Consider the following 14,164-nt stretch of genomic DNA (forward strand, 5'->3'; position numbering starts at 1 on the left):
GGTGGGACTGAAAGGGGCTGACGGCTCGGCGAACCCGGACGAAGTAAGCACGCGAGCGAAGTGAGCGCGCGCAGCGAGTCCTGGGAGCCGAGCCGTCAGGGGCTTTCACGGTGTTCGTGACGCCAATCCTCGTCGAGCCGATAGCAGCAGCAAGCCTGCCTCTATCGCCTCATACCTCCAACTGCTCCGGGTAGTCGGTGAAGTTCTCGTAGCCGTCCTCGGTCACCACCGCGATATCCTCGATCCGTACGCCACCGTGCTCCGGATCGTACAGCCCCGGCTCGATCGTCACGATCTGGCCGGCCTCCAGCTCCCCACCACGGGGCGACAGCGACGGCGCCTCGTGCACGTCCAGCCCCACCCCGTGGCCGGTGCTGTGGATGTACCCCGTCTCGGTCGAGGGATCGTCCCGAAGCGTCGGGTAGCCGGCCGCCTCGTACACGTCACACACCGCTGCGTGAACGTCGGCGCCAGTCGCGCCGGCCTCGAGTTCCTCGAACGCTGCGCGCTTTGCCTCCTGGGTGAGCTCGTACCACTCCGCGACCGCCTCGCTCGCGTCGCCCTTGACGAACGTCCGGGTCATGTCGGAGTGGTAGCCCGTCTCCTTGCTCCGGGGGAAGATGTCGACGATGATGGGCTGGCCCGCCTCCAGCGGCCCGCTGCCGCGGTCGTGGGGGTCCGCGGCGTCGGTTCCGCAGGCGACGATCGTCTCGTCCAGCGCGCAGCCGTGTTCGAGCAGCGTCACCTCGATCTCAGTCTTGACGCGCTCGCTGGTGAGCGGTTCGCCCTCGTGGTAGAGCGTGCCGTTGCGGACCTCCGCGGCGTCGAGCAGTTCCTCGCAGGCCTGCATCGACTTCTCGTTCGCGATGGTGGCCTCGCGGACGTGCTCGATCTCCTCGTCGGTCTTCACCGCGCGGATGTCGTCGACGACGCCCTCGGAGTCCACCGCCAGCGCGACGCCCTCCTCGCGCAGGCCGTCGGCCGCGCCGACGGGAAACGTCTCCGGCACCGCGATCGAGTCGACGCCGTGGGCGTCGAGGAACGCCGCCTGCAGCTTCGCCCGGGCGACGCCCGACTCGTGTGCCTCGCGGAGCGACTGGTAGTCGTACTCGGAGGTGCGGTCGACGGTGCCGCGGGCCTCCTTCGTCGCGCGGCCGTACTCCAGCCCCGAGGTGAGGAGCGCGGTCTCCTCGGGCGTGTAGACGGTGAAGAACGGATCCGGCGCGTCGAAGCCGGAGAGGTAGCGCTGGGTCGAGTCGTCGCTGTCGGCGTAGACGGCGTAGCCGTCGAGGCCCTGCTCGTCGAGGTACTCGTCGAGCGAACTGGTGTCGATCTCCATGCCCGTGGTAGCGGCCGGCGCGGCCAAAGGCGTTGTCGTCGCGGCGACGCCCGCGGCGAGAACCGCAACACAAAGGATTTGCCGAGCGGGGTCGCAGGGCCGCCGTGCGACGACGTGCCCTCCTCTCACTGTCCGCGCTCGCGCTCGCCGGCTGTACCGCGCCCGGCTCCGACGCCATGGGCGTCCCCACCGACGCGTCGGACTGCCCGTCGGTCGGCGACCGAATCGTCTGCGTCCCCGAGACGGACTCCGAATCGGTCGCGGTCGTGCTGACCGCCGACGCGCAGTCGTTCTCGCCGCCCGAGACGGTGACGTTCTCCCTCGAGAACGGATCGGACCGGACGCTGTCGACCAACTTCTACGCGTGGACGCTCTGGAAGCGCGCCGACGGCGACTGGTACCGCGTGGTCCCGGACATCTGGCGGGAGCCGCTGATGACTCTCGACCCCGGCGGGCGCCACGAGTGGACGCTCTCCGCCGAGCACGACCTCCCGCCGGACCCGGGCCGGTACTACGACGCGTGGCTCGAAGCGGGGACCGTCGGCGGCCTCGGCGGCGGCGAGTACGCGTTCACGGCGGACGGCGTCCTCGGCGACTCCGAGGGGGAGACGCTCGGCTTCGCGGCCCGCTTCGACGTCGACGCCCCGGAACTGACGCTCGAACCGACCGAACGGGTCGTCGACGCTGCCCGCGACGGCGGCGTGGTGACCGTCCGAGGTGAGGGCGTAGACGAAGACGGCTCCCGCGCCGAGCTAACCGTCCGATGCGTCGAGACCGCCGAGGAACCGGTGCGAATTATCCCCGAGCGGGCGGCACACGACTACCGGCTGCGGAACACGCTGTCGTACTTCGAGGACGGCGTCGAGCGCGTCCGGTACGTCGAGGAGAACCACGCGATCACGCCGTCGTTCGGCATCGACGAGCCGTACGCGATCCGCTACGAGGAAGATCTGTACGAAGTGACGACGGGCGACGGGGAGGCGGAATCCGGCTAACGGCCTACCACGTGCCGTGGAACGTGTCGAAGGAGAGTTCGTCCAGCGGCTTGTTGCCGACGGCGATCTCGTACTCGCCGGGGGTCAGCATCGGCTTGTGGAACTGCGGGCCGTCGTCGGTGGTGATCCGGGGACAGCCCGTGTTGACGAAGGCGTCCATGTCGAAGTTGCGGAGGCGGTCCGGCGTCACCTCGTCCATCGTGATCAGGTAGGCGTTCTCGTTCTCGTCGACGATCTTCTCGGCCATCTCCCAGCGGCCCTGCCCGATCTTGGTACAGAAGATGACGCCCCACTTCTCGGCGTCCATCGCGCGGTGGACCGCGCCGTAGCGCTGCTTCATGAACTTCTCCGTGTCCGCGACGGTGACGACGTTGTTCACCGGGTCACAGATCACGACCTTCTTGTCGGGGTGCTCCATCGCCAGCCCGAGCGGGTGGAACTTCCCGCCGCCGACGTACAGCACCTGGTCGGCGTCGATGTCCGCGGAGGCGTAGTTGCAGCCGAGCACCTGCCCCTCGTGGGTGAGGCGGTCGTCGCCCTTCCGGGTGTGGACGTCGTACCCCTCGCCCTCCAGCCACTCCTTCATGTCGTCGAAGAGGTTCATGTGCTGGGCGGTGGTCACCAGCCCCACGTCGTCCTCGGGGAGTTCCTCCAGCGCCTCCTCCATCATCGGGAACGGATCGACGTTGGAGAACAGCGGCACGTAGATGATCTTGTCCGAGTTCTTCATCGGCGAGTGGCCGAAGTGGACGAACACGTCGGTGCGGCGCATCAGGAACGTGTCGAGGTCGCAGGCGCCGTAGCAGGGCTGGCCCGACAGCATGAACGTCACGTCGTCGGGCGCCAGCGCCCGCAGGTCGTCGGCGACCGCGGGGCCGCGGCGCTTCAGCCCCTCGGGGAACTGCAGGCCGACCTTCTTGGCGTCTTTCTCCTCGATCTCCTCGATGATGCGCTCCAGTTCGTAGTCCCACTCCCGGTCGTGGCGCAGGGACATCCCGGTGTTCCGGAGGTCCCCCTCGCTCGTGGCGTCGCCGGCGGCGTCCTGACTCATTAGCGTCGTTACCGGGTACGGACGGATAATCCCCGCGTTTCCGTCAGTCACGTGCTGCCGCGACCCACGATTTGCCGGCTCCCGGTCGTACTCCGGTACCCACTCGCAGGATCCGACACCTCCGACAGTGGGTACGGCTCGTCCCGCCTAAACCGTTAGTCTATGCTCTGAGGCGGCAGTTACTCGTCGTCGTCCTCGGCCGGCACCGCGTCGGCGGCGAACTGGCCGCCGTAGGAGTAGTACTCCTGCGGATCGGGGAAGAACGCCGACACGTCGTCGTGCTCGACCGAGGCGATCACGGTGCCGTCGAGCGTCCGGAAGTGGGTGTGCATCTCCCCGCGCTCGGTCGCGGCGCGGACCAGCCCGGCCGCCTCTCGCTTCCGGAACGCGCCGGCGACGAACACCACGAACTCCTCGTCGTGATCGAGACACTCGGTGACGATGAACGTCGTCGGGCCGGCGCCGGCCTGATACACCGCAGTCTCGTCGAACTCGGCACGCTCGCGCGCGTCGGCGACCGTGTCGGCGGTGTCGCCGTCGACCAGATACGTCAGGCCCCAGTGCTCGGCCCCCTCGGCGTCGGGGGCGACGGGTGAGGTGTCCTGTGAGAACACGACGAGCGTCTCGTAGCCGGCGTCCTCGCGGTCGGCGGCCATCGCTCGCGTGTCCTCGACCGTCCGTTGCCAGCCGTCGCGGATCACGTCGGCGTCGTCGGCGATCCGGTCGAGTTCGTCCGGCACGCCCTCGCCGTCGGGGTTGACCATACCGACACAGGGGTGGCGTCGCTGATAAAAGGTGTGCGTTCCCGCTCAGCCCGGGACGCCGAAGACGAGTTCGAGCGCCGCCGACACCGCGAGCACGGCGACCGCGGTAACGAATAGCTTCACGTTTCGGTCCACCCGGTCCGAGAAGGGGAGCCGCTCCCCTCGCAGCGGCGGGAGCTCCTGAATCTTGTCCTCGAAGCGGTTCGGCTCCCCGCTCTCGAGGTCGACGAGCTGCCCGTCGCGCTTGGGGCGCTCGGGCTGGATGCCGAAGCTCCCGACGCCGAACAGCAGCGTCCCGATCACGAACAGCAGCAGCTTCAGGGTGGGAAGCCCCGCCCCGAGCAGGAACGCCGGCACCGCGGCGCCGGCGACGATCAGCACCGTCGCTGCGACGACCCAGAGGGCGAACTCGACGTAGCGGAGGAGGCGTCTACTCGCCACGGGTCTCTCGACCCAGCCGGGCCTCTACGTCCGCGTACTCGTCGGAGTGGCGGTGACAGTAGCTCTTCCGCCCCGTGTCGCTGACCGTGTAGTGCTCGGGGCGCTCATTGTCACAGACGCCGCCGAACTCCTCGCGGAGCATGTCGCGTGCCTCGCTGGGGTGGCCGGCTTTCACCCGTTCGAGCGCGCGCTCGATCGGCTCCTCGACCGACGCCGGCCCGTCGACGCCGTCGAACAGATCGGCTCCCGCCTCCTCGATGTCGTCGTGTTTCGAGAAGCTGCCGGTCCGCCGCTTCACGCGGTCGGTGATCGAGAGCTCGACCCGGGTCCGCTCCCGGACGATCTCCCGGAACCGTTCGATGGCCTCCCAGACGTCGTCGTCGAGATCCTGGTACGGCTCGGGCCGGATCTTGGCCGGACAGCGCGTCGAGAACTGACAGCCTTGGGGCGGGTCCCGCGGGCTCGGCGGCGTCCCGGGGAGCGTGATCCGGTCGATCGTCGCCGTCGGGTCCGGCCGCGGGATCGCCGACAGCAGCGACTTCGTGTAGGGGTTCGACGGGGAGTTGAACAGCTCCTCCGTCTCGCCGAGTTCCATGATCTTCCCGAGGTACATCACCGCGACGCGGTCACAGATGTGCCGGACGACGCTCAGGTCGTGGGCGATGAACAGGTAGGTGAGATCGAGCTCCTCCTGGAGGTCCTCGAGCAGCGTGATGATCTTCGCCTGCACCGAGACGTCGAGCGCGCTCACGGGCTCGTCGAGCACGACGAACTCGGGGTTGAGCGCGAGCGCGCGGGCGATCCCCACGCGCTGGCGCTGCCCGCCCGAGAACTGGTGGGGGTAGCGGAAGTAGTGCTCCTCCTGCAGCCCGACCTTCTCGAGCAGTTCCCGGACGCGCTCTCGGCGGTCGCGGTCGGTCTTCCAGTCGTGGGCGTCCAGCGGCTCACGGACGATCTCGCCGACGGTCATCCGGTCGTTCAGGCTGGACTCGGGATCCTGGAACACCATCTGGGCGTTCCGCCGCCAGTGTTTCAGGTCCTTCCCGGAGAGCTCGGTGATGTCGGTGCCGTCGAAGGAGACGGTCCCCTCCGTGGCCTGCTCGAGCCGGATCAGCGTCCGGCCGAGCGTACTCTTCCCGGAGCCGGACTCCCCGACCAGCCCGAACGTCTCGCCGCGTTTGATCTCGAAGTCGACGCCGTCGACGGCCTTCACCGGCGGCGGCGCCAGCACGCCGTCACCGCCGTAGTACTTCTTGAGGCCTTCGACCTCGATGAGCGTCTCCTCGCCGGTCGGATCGTCCCGCTGAAGCTGTTGACTCATTCGTTCTCACCTCCGTCGGCCGCGGCGAGCTCCCGGTGGTGCTCGACCCGGCGGTCCTCGGGTTCGCCGTCGGGGTACAGCAGGCAGGCCGCGGTGTGGTCGTCGTTCTCGCCGACCTGGACGTGCTGTGGAGCGACGGCGTCGCAGGCGTCGAACGCCTCCGGACACCGCGGGGCGAACCGACAGTGGGTTGCCTCCTCGTTCGGCGTCGGTACGTCGCCGTCGATCGTCCGAAGCTGTTCGCCGGCGGTCTGCTCGCCGGGGATCGCCCCCAGCAGCCCCTCGGTGTAGGGGTGACGGGGGTTCGCGAACAGCTCCTCCACCGGCGCCTTCTCGACGAACTCGCCGGCGTACATCACGTTCACGCGGTCGGCGATCTCCGCGATCACGCCCATGTCGTGGGTGATGAACAGGATGGAGAGGCCACGCTCCTCCTGCAGGTCCTGCAGCAGTTCGAGGATCTGGGCCTGAATCGTCACGTCGAGCGCGGTCGTCGGCTCGTCGCAGATGAGGAACTCGGGATCGCAGGCCAGCATCATCGCGATCACCGCGCGCTGGCGCATCCCGCCCGAGAACTCGTGGGGGTACTCGTTCAGCCGACGGGGGGCGTCGGGGATGGCGACCCGTTCGAGCAGCCTGATCGCCTCCTTGCGAGCCTCCTCGCCGGTGAGGCCCTGGTTCACTTCCAGGGCCTCCATGATCTGGTTCCCGACGGTGTAGACGGGGTTGAGCGACTTCTGGGGGTCCTGGAACACCATCCCGATGCCGCTGCCCCGGACCTGCTGGTACTGCATGTCGTCGAACTCGGTCAGCTCCTCGCCGTTGAGCTTGATCGACGAGCCGGGCATGATCTCGCCGGGACTCTCGATGAGTCCCATGATCGAGCGGGCGGTGACGGACTTCCCGGAGCCGGACTCGCCGACGATACCGACGGTCTCGCCCTTGCGGACGTCGAAGTCGACGCCGTCGACGGCCCTGATCGTCTCGCGGTCGGTGTGGAACACGGTCTGGAGGTTCCGGACCGAGAGCACCACGTCCTCCTCGGCGGCCATCAGGCACCACCCCCTGCGGCGGCCTCTTCACCTTCGTCGCTCTCGGTTTCGGGGTCGATCGCGTCGCGGATGCCGTCGCCGAACGCGTTCAGCCCCGTGACGAGCACGACGATCATCGCGCCGGGGATGAACGAGATGTGCCACGACGGCCCGGAGACGTACGACTGGCCGAGCGACACCGCACGCCCCCACGCGGGGGTCGGCGGCGTGATCCCCAGCCCGTTGCCGAGGAACGAGAGCGCGGCGAGGCCGACGATGATCCCGCCGGTGGACATCGAGGCGTACACGAGTAGATAGCCAGTGATGTAGGGGAACATGTGTTTGCGCATGATCGTCCGCGACCCCTGTCCGAAGCTCTCGGCGGCGTCGATCCACTCCTCTTGGGCCACCTGCAGCGCCGGGCCACGGACCGCCCGCCAGAGGAACGGCCAGCCGGTGAACCCGAAGATCAGCGCCAACAGGAAGCCGCCGTCGAGCACGCTCGCGATCCAGTGGTTCGCGAACACCGCACTGATCATGATCAGCAGGAGCAGCCGCGGGACGGAGACGATCCCGTCGGCGGTCGTGAGGATACCGAGGTCGATCACCCCCGTGTAGTACGCCGACACCATCGCCAGCCCGCCGGCGATCAGCGCGCTGAGGCCGATCGCGAGCCCGGCGACGATCAGCGTGATCCGCGCCCCGCCCATCATGAAGGTGAACAGGTCACGGCCGTTCGGGAGCGTGCCGAACGGGTGGAACCGCTCGAAGTTGTCGTACGTCATCGGGCCGACGTTCTGGCTGCCGGCGCCCTTCGACTTGGAGTCGAAGTTGGCGGCGCCGGCGGTGATCGTCACGACCTCGCCGGCCTCCTCGTCGAAGTGTTTGACCTCGGTGCTGTACGGCGACTGGATGTTGCCCGCGACCGTCGTCGGGCCCAGCGCCGGGCCGAACAGCGCCATGATCAGGAACAGCGCGAGCACGAAGATGCCGAACTGCCCCCAGCGGTGGTCACGGAGCCGGTCGACGATGTCGTCGGACGGCGTCCAGTCGGCCTGACGGTAGTGTTCGCGGAAGACGAGCCAGCCACGGAACACCCAGTAGAACGCGAACAGCGAGTACGCGACGATGAGCAGGACGCGGAACGCCCACGCCAGCGCGGGCTCCCAGCCGAGGAACGTGTCGACCCACGGGCCGTCGGCGCTGGCCATGTGGCCCTGGTTGGGGATCGTCTCCCTGCTCAGTAGCGTCGGAAGCCCCTCCGCGGCGTCACGGACGCCCGTTATCGCGCCGGAGACGCTCGACTGGAAGTTGACGACGCCGGCGGAGAGCCCGCCCAGTCCGAGCAGGCCGAACAGCACGTCGAAGATCGCGGTCACGCCGATGAAGACCGCGTCGAGCACCGTCAGGATCGCCCCGACGAACGCGCCGAACTCGACGGCGATCAGCGCGGCCATGACAGCGAGCCAGCGAAGCGCGGGCCCGGGGTCGTCGACGACGCGTGACCACAGCGGCCGGTCGTCGTACTCGAACCTCGGCCCGGTCTCGGTTTCCGAGGCGGTGTTCGTGCTCATTATTGGGTGTCCCCCAGTGTGATACGCGGGTCGATCAGTGTGTAGAGTACGTCCTGAAGGATGTTCATCAGTACTTGGATGATAACGAAGATGAACACGAGCGCCATCACGACGGGGATGTCCGGCCCGAGGATCGCCCGGAAGAAGAGGTTGCCGAGCCCGTTGATGCTGAACACGCTCTCGACGAGCACCGAGCCGCCGATGAGCAGGTAGGTCTCACCCATGATGACGGGCAGCAGCGGGACGATCGCGTTCCGACCGACGTGTTTGACGACGATCCGCCGCGGGGAGAGCCCCTTGGCCTTGGCCGTCTCCACGTACTTCGAGTTGATGCTCTCCAGAACCGCGGTGCGGCCGATACGGATCTCGTTCCCCATCGACGCCGAGCCGAGCACCAGCGCCGCGGGCAGGATCCACTTGAACGCGATCAGCATGTTCTGGAGGTTGGGGATCGGGATAAACAGCAGTTCGAGCACCGGCACCCCGTTGAACAGTTCGACCACCGTGAACAGGTTCGCCACTTCGTCGGGCGTCCCGATCACGTCCGTTCTGATGCCGAATCCTCGGTACCACGAGAGCGCGCCGCCGGCGCTGAGGCTCCCGGCGATCATCACGGCGAGCCAGAAGTTCGGCATCGCACGCCAGATGATGCCACCACCGGAGGCGAGGTAGTCACCCCAGGTGTTGGCGCGGAGGCCGGCGTAGAGGCCGAGCGGGATCCCGAACAGGAGCGCGATCACGACGGACCAGAAGCCGAGCCACAGCGTCGCGGGCATCCGGTTCGCGATGACGTCGGTGACGGGCACCCCACGCTGGAGGACCCACGACTGCCCGAACTGCAGCGTGAACAGGTCGTACATGATGTTCCCGTACTGGCGCCAGACCGGGACGGGGGTCCCGTCGGGCTGGATGTAGCCGAGCGCGATCCGGAGCTGTCGGATGTCGCTCGAGGTGGCGTCGCGGCCGAGGATCGCCAGCACCGGGTCGAGCGGGCCGAGATACATGATGAGGAACGACATCGTCAGCCCGAACAGTATGACGGGGATACCCAACCCGAGCCGTTTCAGGATGTACAGTGAACGATTCATGTGTGAGTCTCTTCAGCATGGCTCGGTCGACGAGCGAAGCGGGACGATACGTCAGTGTCGGTACGGACCGGGTACCGACGTGGTTGGCGACGAGAGGATGGAAGTCTAATCATACCGAACAATGATATCGTGGCTGTGTCACACCGGCACGACTACGAGGAACATCGGCCGGCGAGGTTTTCACCCTGTCGATGCGCTCGAGCGGGGCGAGCGCGGGCCGAGAGTTACTCGCCCTGCCAGTGGCTCTCGTAGGCCGAGGCGCCGCCGGGGAACACCTGCGTCGGGGTCAGGTGGTAGGCGGGCGCACCGCGGCCCTTGAACACGCTGTCGACGAACTGCGGCCGGTTGATGACGTACGCCATCGCCTCACGCACCGGCTTGGGCACCTCCTGCATGTTGAACGCCACGTAGTAGGTGTTGATCGTCGGCGTCTGGGCCATGTTGACCGTCTCGTCGTTCTCCATCGGCCCGTAGGTCCCGCGGTCGATCCCGTCGACCGTCTCCTCGATGCTGACCTTGTTCGGGTCGTACTTCGAGGTCGGGATGGCGGACACGTCGGCGTTCCCGTTCAGGAAGTAGTTGTACTGAGCGTTGGTGTCCGTGATGATCGCGGCGTCGATCCCCTCGATCGCGGGCTCCTGGCCGTGGTAGTCGTCGAACTTGTCGGCGTTGAACTCGCCGCCGTTGCCGGACTCCCAGTTCGCGAACTGGAACGGACCACAGCCGACCGGGTTGGTGGAGAACTCCTCCCAGCTCATCTCGCCCTCGTACCCCTCGATGTCGCCCACGATGCCCTCGGGGACGACCGAGAACGCGGAGTAGGCGAGCACTGACAGCGCGAACGGGAACGAGTTCTGGAGCGTGACCGTGAACGTGTAGTCGCCCGTGGCCTCGACGCCGGTCGAGCCGGGGACGACGTTGCCGTCGTCGTCGGTCTCCCGCTCGATGTTGAGCACCGAGTTCGGGAAGTAGGTGTTCGTGGAGTTGGAGGACTCGACGAGGCGGCGGATCGAGTACACCATGTCGTCGGCGGTGACCTCGCCGTAGTCGCCGTGGAACTGGATCCCCTCCTTGAGCGTGAACTCGTACTCCGTCAGGTCGTCACTGACGCTGTAGTCCTCGACGAGGAGGTTCCGGACCTCGGTGGTCCCGTTGTGGTAGTTCATCGGCGCGTCGAACAGGTTCATGACCTTCCCGCCCGAGGCCGTGTTACCGGAGGCGATCGGGTCGAGCGCGCTGAACGTCGCCGAGATCTTGTCGAGGCGGTCCTTGCCTTCCAGACCCTTGACGGAGATGTTCTCCTTCGAGCGCGAGCCGCCCATCCCGCCCGGCGGGCTGTAGTCGAGGCGGTCGTACCAGAAGCTCTGGGACACCTGGTGGTACATCGGCAGCAGCGCGGCGGACTCCCAGAGGCCCTCCTCCATCTTCACGGCGGCTTCGTCACGGGCCTGCTGGGCCTCCTCGGACTGCTGAGGGTTGTTCTGGATCTGGTCGAACTGCTCGGTCATGAAGTTCCGGACGTCCGTGTCCGTCTCGGAGTCCTCGGTCCAGAACAGTCGCGCGCCGTTGGGCGCCGGCCCCTCGCCGTCGTAGATGGTGTTCTCGGGGTCGACCAGCTGAAGGAAGTTCTGGGGCGCGGGGTAGTCCGCGATCCAGCCCAGCGTGAACGCCTGCATGTCGCCCTTCTCGGTGCGGTTGAGGAGGCCGCTGAAGTCGGCCTCGGCGATGCTCATGTCGATGTAGGCGCTCTCGAGGCGGGAACGGATGGTGTTGGCCATCTCCTTCCACGCCGGGCTCGTGTACTGGAGCCAGTCGAGCTCGAAGCGGTTGTCGGGGCCGTAGCCGGCCTCCTCCATCACCTGACGGGCGCTCTCCACGTCCGTCTCGCCCGGCGAGTACGGGTAGGAGTCGAGGCCGGTGAACTCCCCGTCACCGCCCTGCCCGTCGGTCCCGGTGTCGGTGCCGCCGTTGCCGGAGCCTTCGGTCGGCGAACCCTCGCCGCCGTCGGTACAGCCGGCGACGCTGGCTGTCAGTGCCGCAGCCCCAGTCGCCTGGAGGAACTTACGACGATCGAAATCACTTTCTTCGGACATCCTGACAACGTATCCCACCGTGGCGAACTTAAACGTTATGTAGTGATAATTACGTGGTGAATGTTACCACGGCACAAGAATCCATCGGAGCCGGAGAGTATCCCCGACCCCAACCCGTTTATTCGTCGCTTCCCGAAAACGGTCATGGACTACTCCCGCCGCCGGTTTCTCACCGCCGCAGGTGCCGGGATCGCCGCGCTCTCGGGCTGTTCCGCCCCCGAAGGCGACGCCGAATTCCACGGCGAGCAGCCGTTCGCCGACCTCTACGAGGCGGTCTCGCCGTCAGTCGTCCGCTTACGCGTGTACGACGACCGTGGCCCCCTCGGCGAGGGATCGGGCTGGCTCTTCGACGACGGCGTGTTGGTCACCAACGCGCACGTGGTCACGGACGCGGACACGGTGCGCGCACAGTTCGCAAACGGCGACTGGGCGGAGGCGGAGATACTCGGGAGCGACCCCTACAGCGACCTCGCCGCGCTCTCGGTCGACCCGCCCGTCGACGCCGACCCGCTGCCGCTGCTCGACGAACAGCCCGCGGTCGGCACCCGCGTCGCCGTCGTCGGCGCGCCGTTGGGGCTGGCGGGGTCGCTCACCTCCGGGGTCGTCTCCGGCGTGAACCGGACGATCTCCTCGATCCAGAACTTCACCATCTCCGGCGCGGTCCAGACCGACGCGGCGGTCAACCCCGGCAACAGCGGCGGCCCGCTGCTCACCCTCGACGGCGACGTGGCGGGCGTCGTCACGCAGGCCGGCGCCGAGAACGTCGGGTTCGCGATCAGCGCCGCGCTGACCGAGCGGGTGATCCCCGAACTGGTCGAGAGGGGGAGCTACGAACACTCCTACCTCGGCGTGCGCATCCGCCCGGTCACGCCGCTGCTCGCGGCGGCCAACGGCCTCGACGAGGCACGCGGCGTCTACGTCTCGGCGGTCCCCGAGGGAAGCCCCGCCGACGGCGCCCTGCAGGGCGGCAGCGGAAGCGTGACTGTCGAAGGCTCCCCCCAACCGACCGGCGGCGACGTGATCGTTGCGCTCGACGGCACCCGGATCGACACGACGGGCCAGCTCGGCACGTACCTCGCGCTGGAGACGAGCCCGGGCGATACGGTCGCAGTGACCGTGCGCCGCGAGGGCGAGCGCCGGACCGTGGGGGTGACGCTGGGCACCCGCCCGGAGCCACAGTAACGGCCTGCGGCCCGGTCAGTCCTCCATCCGTGCGACGAGATCCTCGAACTGCTGTTTGCGCTCCTGAACGGCCTCCTCGCGCAGCACCTCCTCGTCCTCCGTCGGACACGTCAAGGACGGCACTTCCGTCGGCGTCCCGTCGTCGTCGAGCGCGACGAACGTGAAGAAGGAGGCCGTCGTCTTCCGCTCCTCGCCCTCCCGGGGGTCCTCCGCGCGCACGTCAACTTTCACGTCGACGCTGGTGCGGCCGGTGTTGAACACGTACGCCTGCACGACCGCCACCTCGCCGAGGTCGATCGGCGAGATGAAGTCGACGTGATCCATCGACGCGGTCACTACCTGCTTGTTCGCGAAGCGCATCCCCGCGATTGCGCCGCAGATGTCCATCCAGTGGAGGACGGCGCCCCCGAGCGCCCGCCCGAGATTGTTCGTGTCGTTCGGGAGCAGGAGCTCGGTCATCTCGGTGTACGACTCCGCGAGCGTCGCCGTCTCGGTCATGGGGACCGCTCCGGCCGCGGCGCACTCAAACCCGCCGGTCAGTCGTCGGCCGCGGCCACGTCCCGCCCCCCAGTCAGTCGGTCGTGCGCCGTTCGAGCCAGCGCCTGCGCGGCCGCCACGTCGCCGGCCGTCAGATGCAGCCCGATCAGCTCCGACGTGAGCGCCTCGGCCTGCGGGTCGGCGCCGCAGTTGCGCAGCTCCTCGATCCCGGTCTCCAACTGTTCGATTGCGTCGCCGACCTCGTCGCGCTCGACCAGCACGTCCGCGAGCAGCGAGCGGGTGACGCCCACCGAGCGCTGGTTCCCGGCCGCCGAGAGATGCGTCATCGACTGCCGGGCGAACTCCTCGGCGCGGTCCACCTCGCCGCGCCGTAATGCACAGACGGCGAGGTTGTGCTCGCTCATGCCGATCTCGTGGGGGTTGCCGATCTCCTCGCGGATCGACAGCGCCTCGCGGTGGGTGTCGACGGCCGCCTCCAGCCGCCCGAGGTCCTTCCGGACGATCCCGAGGTTGTTGAGACAGATCGCCAGCCGGTGGTCGTCGCCGATCCGCCGGAATAGCGACTCGGCCCGTTCGAGGTACGACAGCGCCCGCTCGTCGTTCCCGCGCCGGCGTTCGAGGTCGCCGAGGCTGGTGAGCGTCCCCGCCGCGCCGTGGTCGTCGCCGCGCTCGGACTGCATGTCGACGGCCCGCTCGTACCGGCCGGCGGCGTCGTCGTACGCGCCCACGTTCACCAGCGCGTTGGCGGCGTTGGCGAGGCAGTTGGCCACCCGGAGCGGCTCGTCGG

The 14,164-nt window shown here is 68.0% G+C and carries 13 protein-coding genes; 2 read left to right on the plus strand and 11 right to left on the minus strand.

Annotated features, from left to right (window positions below; genetic code table 11):
- Positions 1 to 169: 169 nt before the first annotated feature.
- Positions 170 to 1,339, minus strand: a complete 1,170-nt coding sequence (locus ACFR9S_RS03000) for a M24 family metallopeptidase (RefSeq protein ID WP_379730816.1) — start codon at positions 1,337 to 1,339, stop codon at positions 170 to 172.
- A gap of 104 nt (positions 1,340 to 1,443) precedes the next feature.
- Here ACFR9S_RS03000 and ACFR9S_RS03005 point away from each other — a divergent pair, with 104 nt between their 5' ends.
- Positions 1,444 to 2,334, plus strand: coding sequence for an immunoglobulin-like domain-containing protein (locus tag ACFR9S_RS03005; protein WP_379818035.1), 891 nt, complete (start codon positions 1,444 to 1,446; stop codon positions 2,332 to 2,334).
- 4 nt (positions 2,335 to 2,338) lie between these two features.
- Here the strand turns inward: ACFR9S_RS03005 and dph2 are convergent, their stop codons facing one another.
- The 8 genes from dph2 to ACFR9S_RS03045 all read right to left on the minus strand — a co-directional run bounded on the left by dph2 (position 2,339) and on the right by ACFR9S_RS03045 (position 11,697).
- On the minus strand, positions 2,339 to 3,385 hold the full coding sequence (gene dph2 / locus ACFR9S_RS03010) for a diphthamide biosynthesis enzyme Dph2 (protein ID WP_379730814.1): 1,047 nt from the start codon (positions 3,383 to 3,385) through the stop codon (positions 2,339 to 2,341).
- 179 nt (positions 3,386 to 3,564) lie between these two features.
- Positions 3,565 to 4,149, minus strand: a complete 585-nt coding sequence (locus tag ACFR9S_RS03015; RefSeq protein WP_379730813.1) for a DUF7529 family protein — start codon at positions 4,147 to 4,149, stop codon at positions 3,565 to 3,567.
- A 45-nt stretch (positions 4,150 to 4,194) separates the two neighbouring features.
- A complete protein-coding gene (locus ACFR9S_RS03020) occupies positions 4,195 to 4,590 on the minus strand; it encodes a DUF7555 family protein (protein WP_379818036.1) in 396 nt (131 codons plus the stop codon).
- Positions 4,580 to 5,911, minus strand: coding sequence for an ABC transporter ATP-binding protein (locus ACFR9S_RS03025; protein ID WP_379818037.1), 1,332 nt, complete (start codon positions 5,909 to 5,911; stop codon positions 4,580 to 4,582). Before ACFR9S_RS03025 ends, ACFR9S_RS03020 begins: the two co-directional genes overlap by 11 nt.
- Positions 5,908 to 6,963 (minus strand): ABC transporter ATP-binding protein, encoded by a 1,056-nt coding sequence (locus ACFR9S_RS03030; RefSeq protein WP_379730810.1) that lies wholly within the window; start codon positions 6,961 to 6,963, stop codon positions 5,908 to 5,910. Before ACFR9S_RS03030 ends, ACFR9S_RS03025 begins: the two co-directional genes overlap by 4 nt.
- Positions 6,963 to 8,516 carry an ABC transporter permease gene (locus ACFR9S_RS03035; RefSeq protein ID WP_379730809.1) on the minus strand — a complete coding sequence of 518 codons (1,554 nt, stop codon included), beginning with the start codon at positions 8,514 to 8,516 and terminating at the stop codon, positions 6,963 to 6,965. The genes ACFR9S_RS03030 and ACFR9S_RS03035 overlap by 1 nt, the downstream gene beginning before the upstream one ends.
- On the minus strand, positions 8,516 to 9,604 hold the full coding sequence (locus ACFR9S_RS03040) for an ABC transporter permease (RefSeq protein ID WP_379730808.1): 1,089 nt from the start codon (positions 9,602 to 9,604) through the stop codon (positions 8,516 to 8,518). Before ACFR9S_RS03040 ends, ACFR9S_RS03035 begins: the two co-directional genes overlap by 1 nt.
- Before the next feature lie 224 nt (positions 9,605 to 9,828).
- Complete coding sequence (locus ACFR9S_RS03045; RefSeq protein ID WP_379730807.1) at positions 9,829 to 11,697, minus strand: ABC transporter substrate-binding protein; 1,869 nt, start codon at positions 11,695 to 11,697, stop codon at positions 9,829 to 9,831.
- Between the two features lie 144 nt (positions 11,698 to 11,841).
- Between ACFR9S_RS03045 and ACFR9S_RS03050 the strand changes: the two genes are divergently transcribed.
- Positions 11,842 to 12,879 carry a S1C family serine protease gene (locus tag ACFR9S_RS03050; RefSeq protein WP_379818038.1) on the plus strand — a complete coding sequence of 346 codons (1,038 nt, stop codon included), beginning with the start codon at positions 11,842 to 11,844 and terminating at the stop codon, positions 12,877 to 12,879.
- 15 nt (positions 12,880 to 12,894) lie between these two features.
- Here the strand turns inward: ACFR9S_RS03050 and ACFR9S_RS03055 are convergent, their stop codons facing one another.
- Complete coding sequence (locus tag ACFR9S_RS03055; RefSeq protein ID WP_379732934.1) at positions 12,895 to 13,377, minus strand: acyl-CoA thioesterase; 483 nt, start codon at positions 13,375 to 13,377, stop codon at positions 12,895 to 12,897.
- Positions 13,378 to 13,415: 38 nt separating this feature from the next.
- The coding region (locus tag ACFR9S_RS03060; protein ID WP_379818039.1) for a tetratricopeptide repeat protein at positions 13,416 to 14,164 on the minus strand (749 nt) is incomplete at its 5' end.

This window comes from Halolamina salina, from assembly GCF_042678005.1.
In the GTDB taxonomy this organism is placed as follows: domain Archaea; phylum Halobacteriota; class Halobacteria; order Halobacteriales; family Haloferacaceae; genus Halolamina; species Halolamina salina.

What these genes read in the sequence shown, in the direction of transcription:
- ACFR9S_RS03015 (WP_379730813.1), bottom strand. Translation starts at nt 4,149, where the DNA reads ATGGTCAACCCCGACGGCGAGGGCGTGCCGGACGAACTCGACCGGATC.
- ACFR9S_RS03035 (WP_379730809.1), bottom strand. Translation starts at nt 8,516, where the DNA reads ATGAGCACGAACACCGCCTCGGAAACCGAGACCGGGCCGAGGTTCGAG.
- ACFR9S_RS03030 (WP_379730810.1), bottom strand. Translation starts at nt 6,963, where the DNA reads ATGGCCGCCGAGGAGGACGTGGTGCTCTCGGTCCGGAACCTCCAGACC.
- ACFR9S_RS03000 (WP_379730816.1), bottom strand. Translation starts at nt 1,339, where the DNA reads ATGGAGATCGACACCAGTTCGCTCGACGAGTACCTCGACGAGCAGGGC.
- ACFR9S_RS03055 (WP_379732934.1), bottom strand. Translation starts at nt 13,377, where the DNA reads ATGACCGAGACGGCGACGCTCGCGGAGTCGTACACCGAGATGACCGAG.
- ACFR9S_RS03045 (WP_379730807.1), bottom strand. Translation starts at nt 11,697, where the DNA reads ATGTCCGAAGAAAGTGATTTCGATCGTCGTAAGTTCCTCCAGGCGACT.
- ACFR9S_RS03025 (WP_379818037.1), bottom strand. Translation starts at nt 5,911, where the DNA reads ATGAGTCAACAGCTTCAGCGGGACGATCCGACCGGCGAGGAGACGCTC.
- ACFR9S_RS03050 (WP_379818038.1), top strand. Translation starts at nt 11,842, where the DNA reads ATGGACTACTCCCGCCGCCGGTTTCTCACCGCCGCAGGTGCCGGGATC.
- dph2 (WP_379730814.1), bottom strand. Translation starts at nt 3,385, where the DNA reads ATGAGTCAGGACGCCGCCGGCGACGCCACGAGCGAGGGGGACCTCCGG.
- ACFR9S_RS03040 (WP_379730808.1), bottom strand. Translation starts at nt 9,604, where the DNA reads ATGAATCGTTCACTGTACATCCTGAAACGGCTCGGGTTGGGTATCCCC.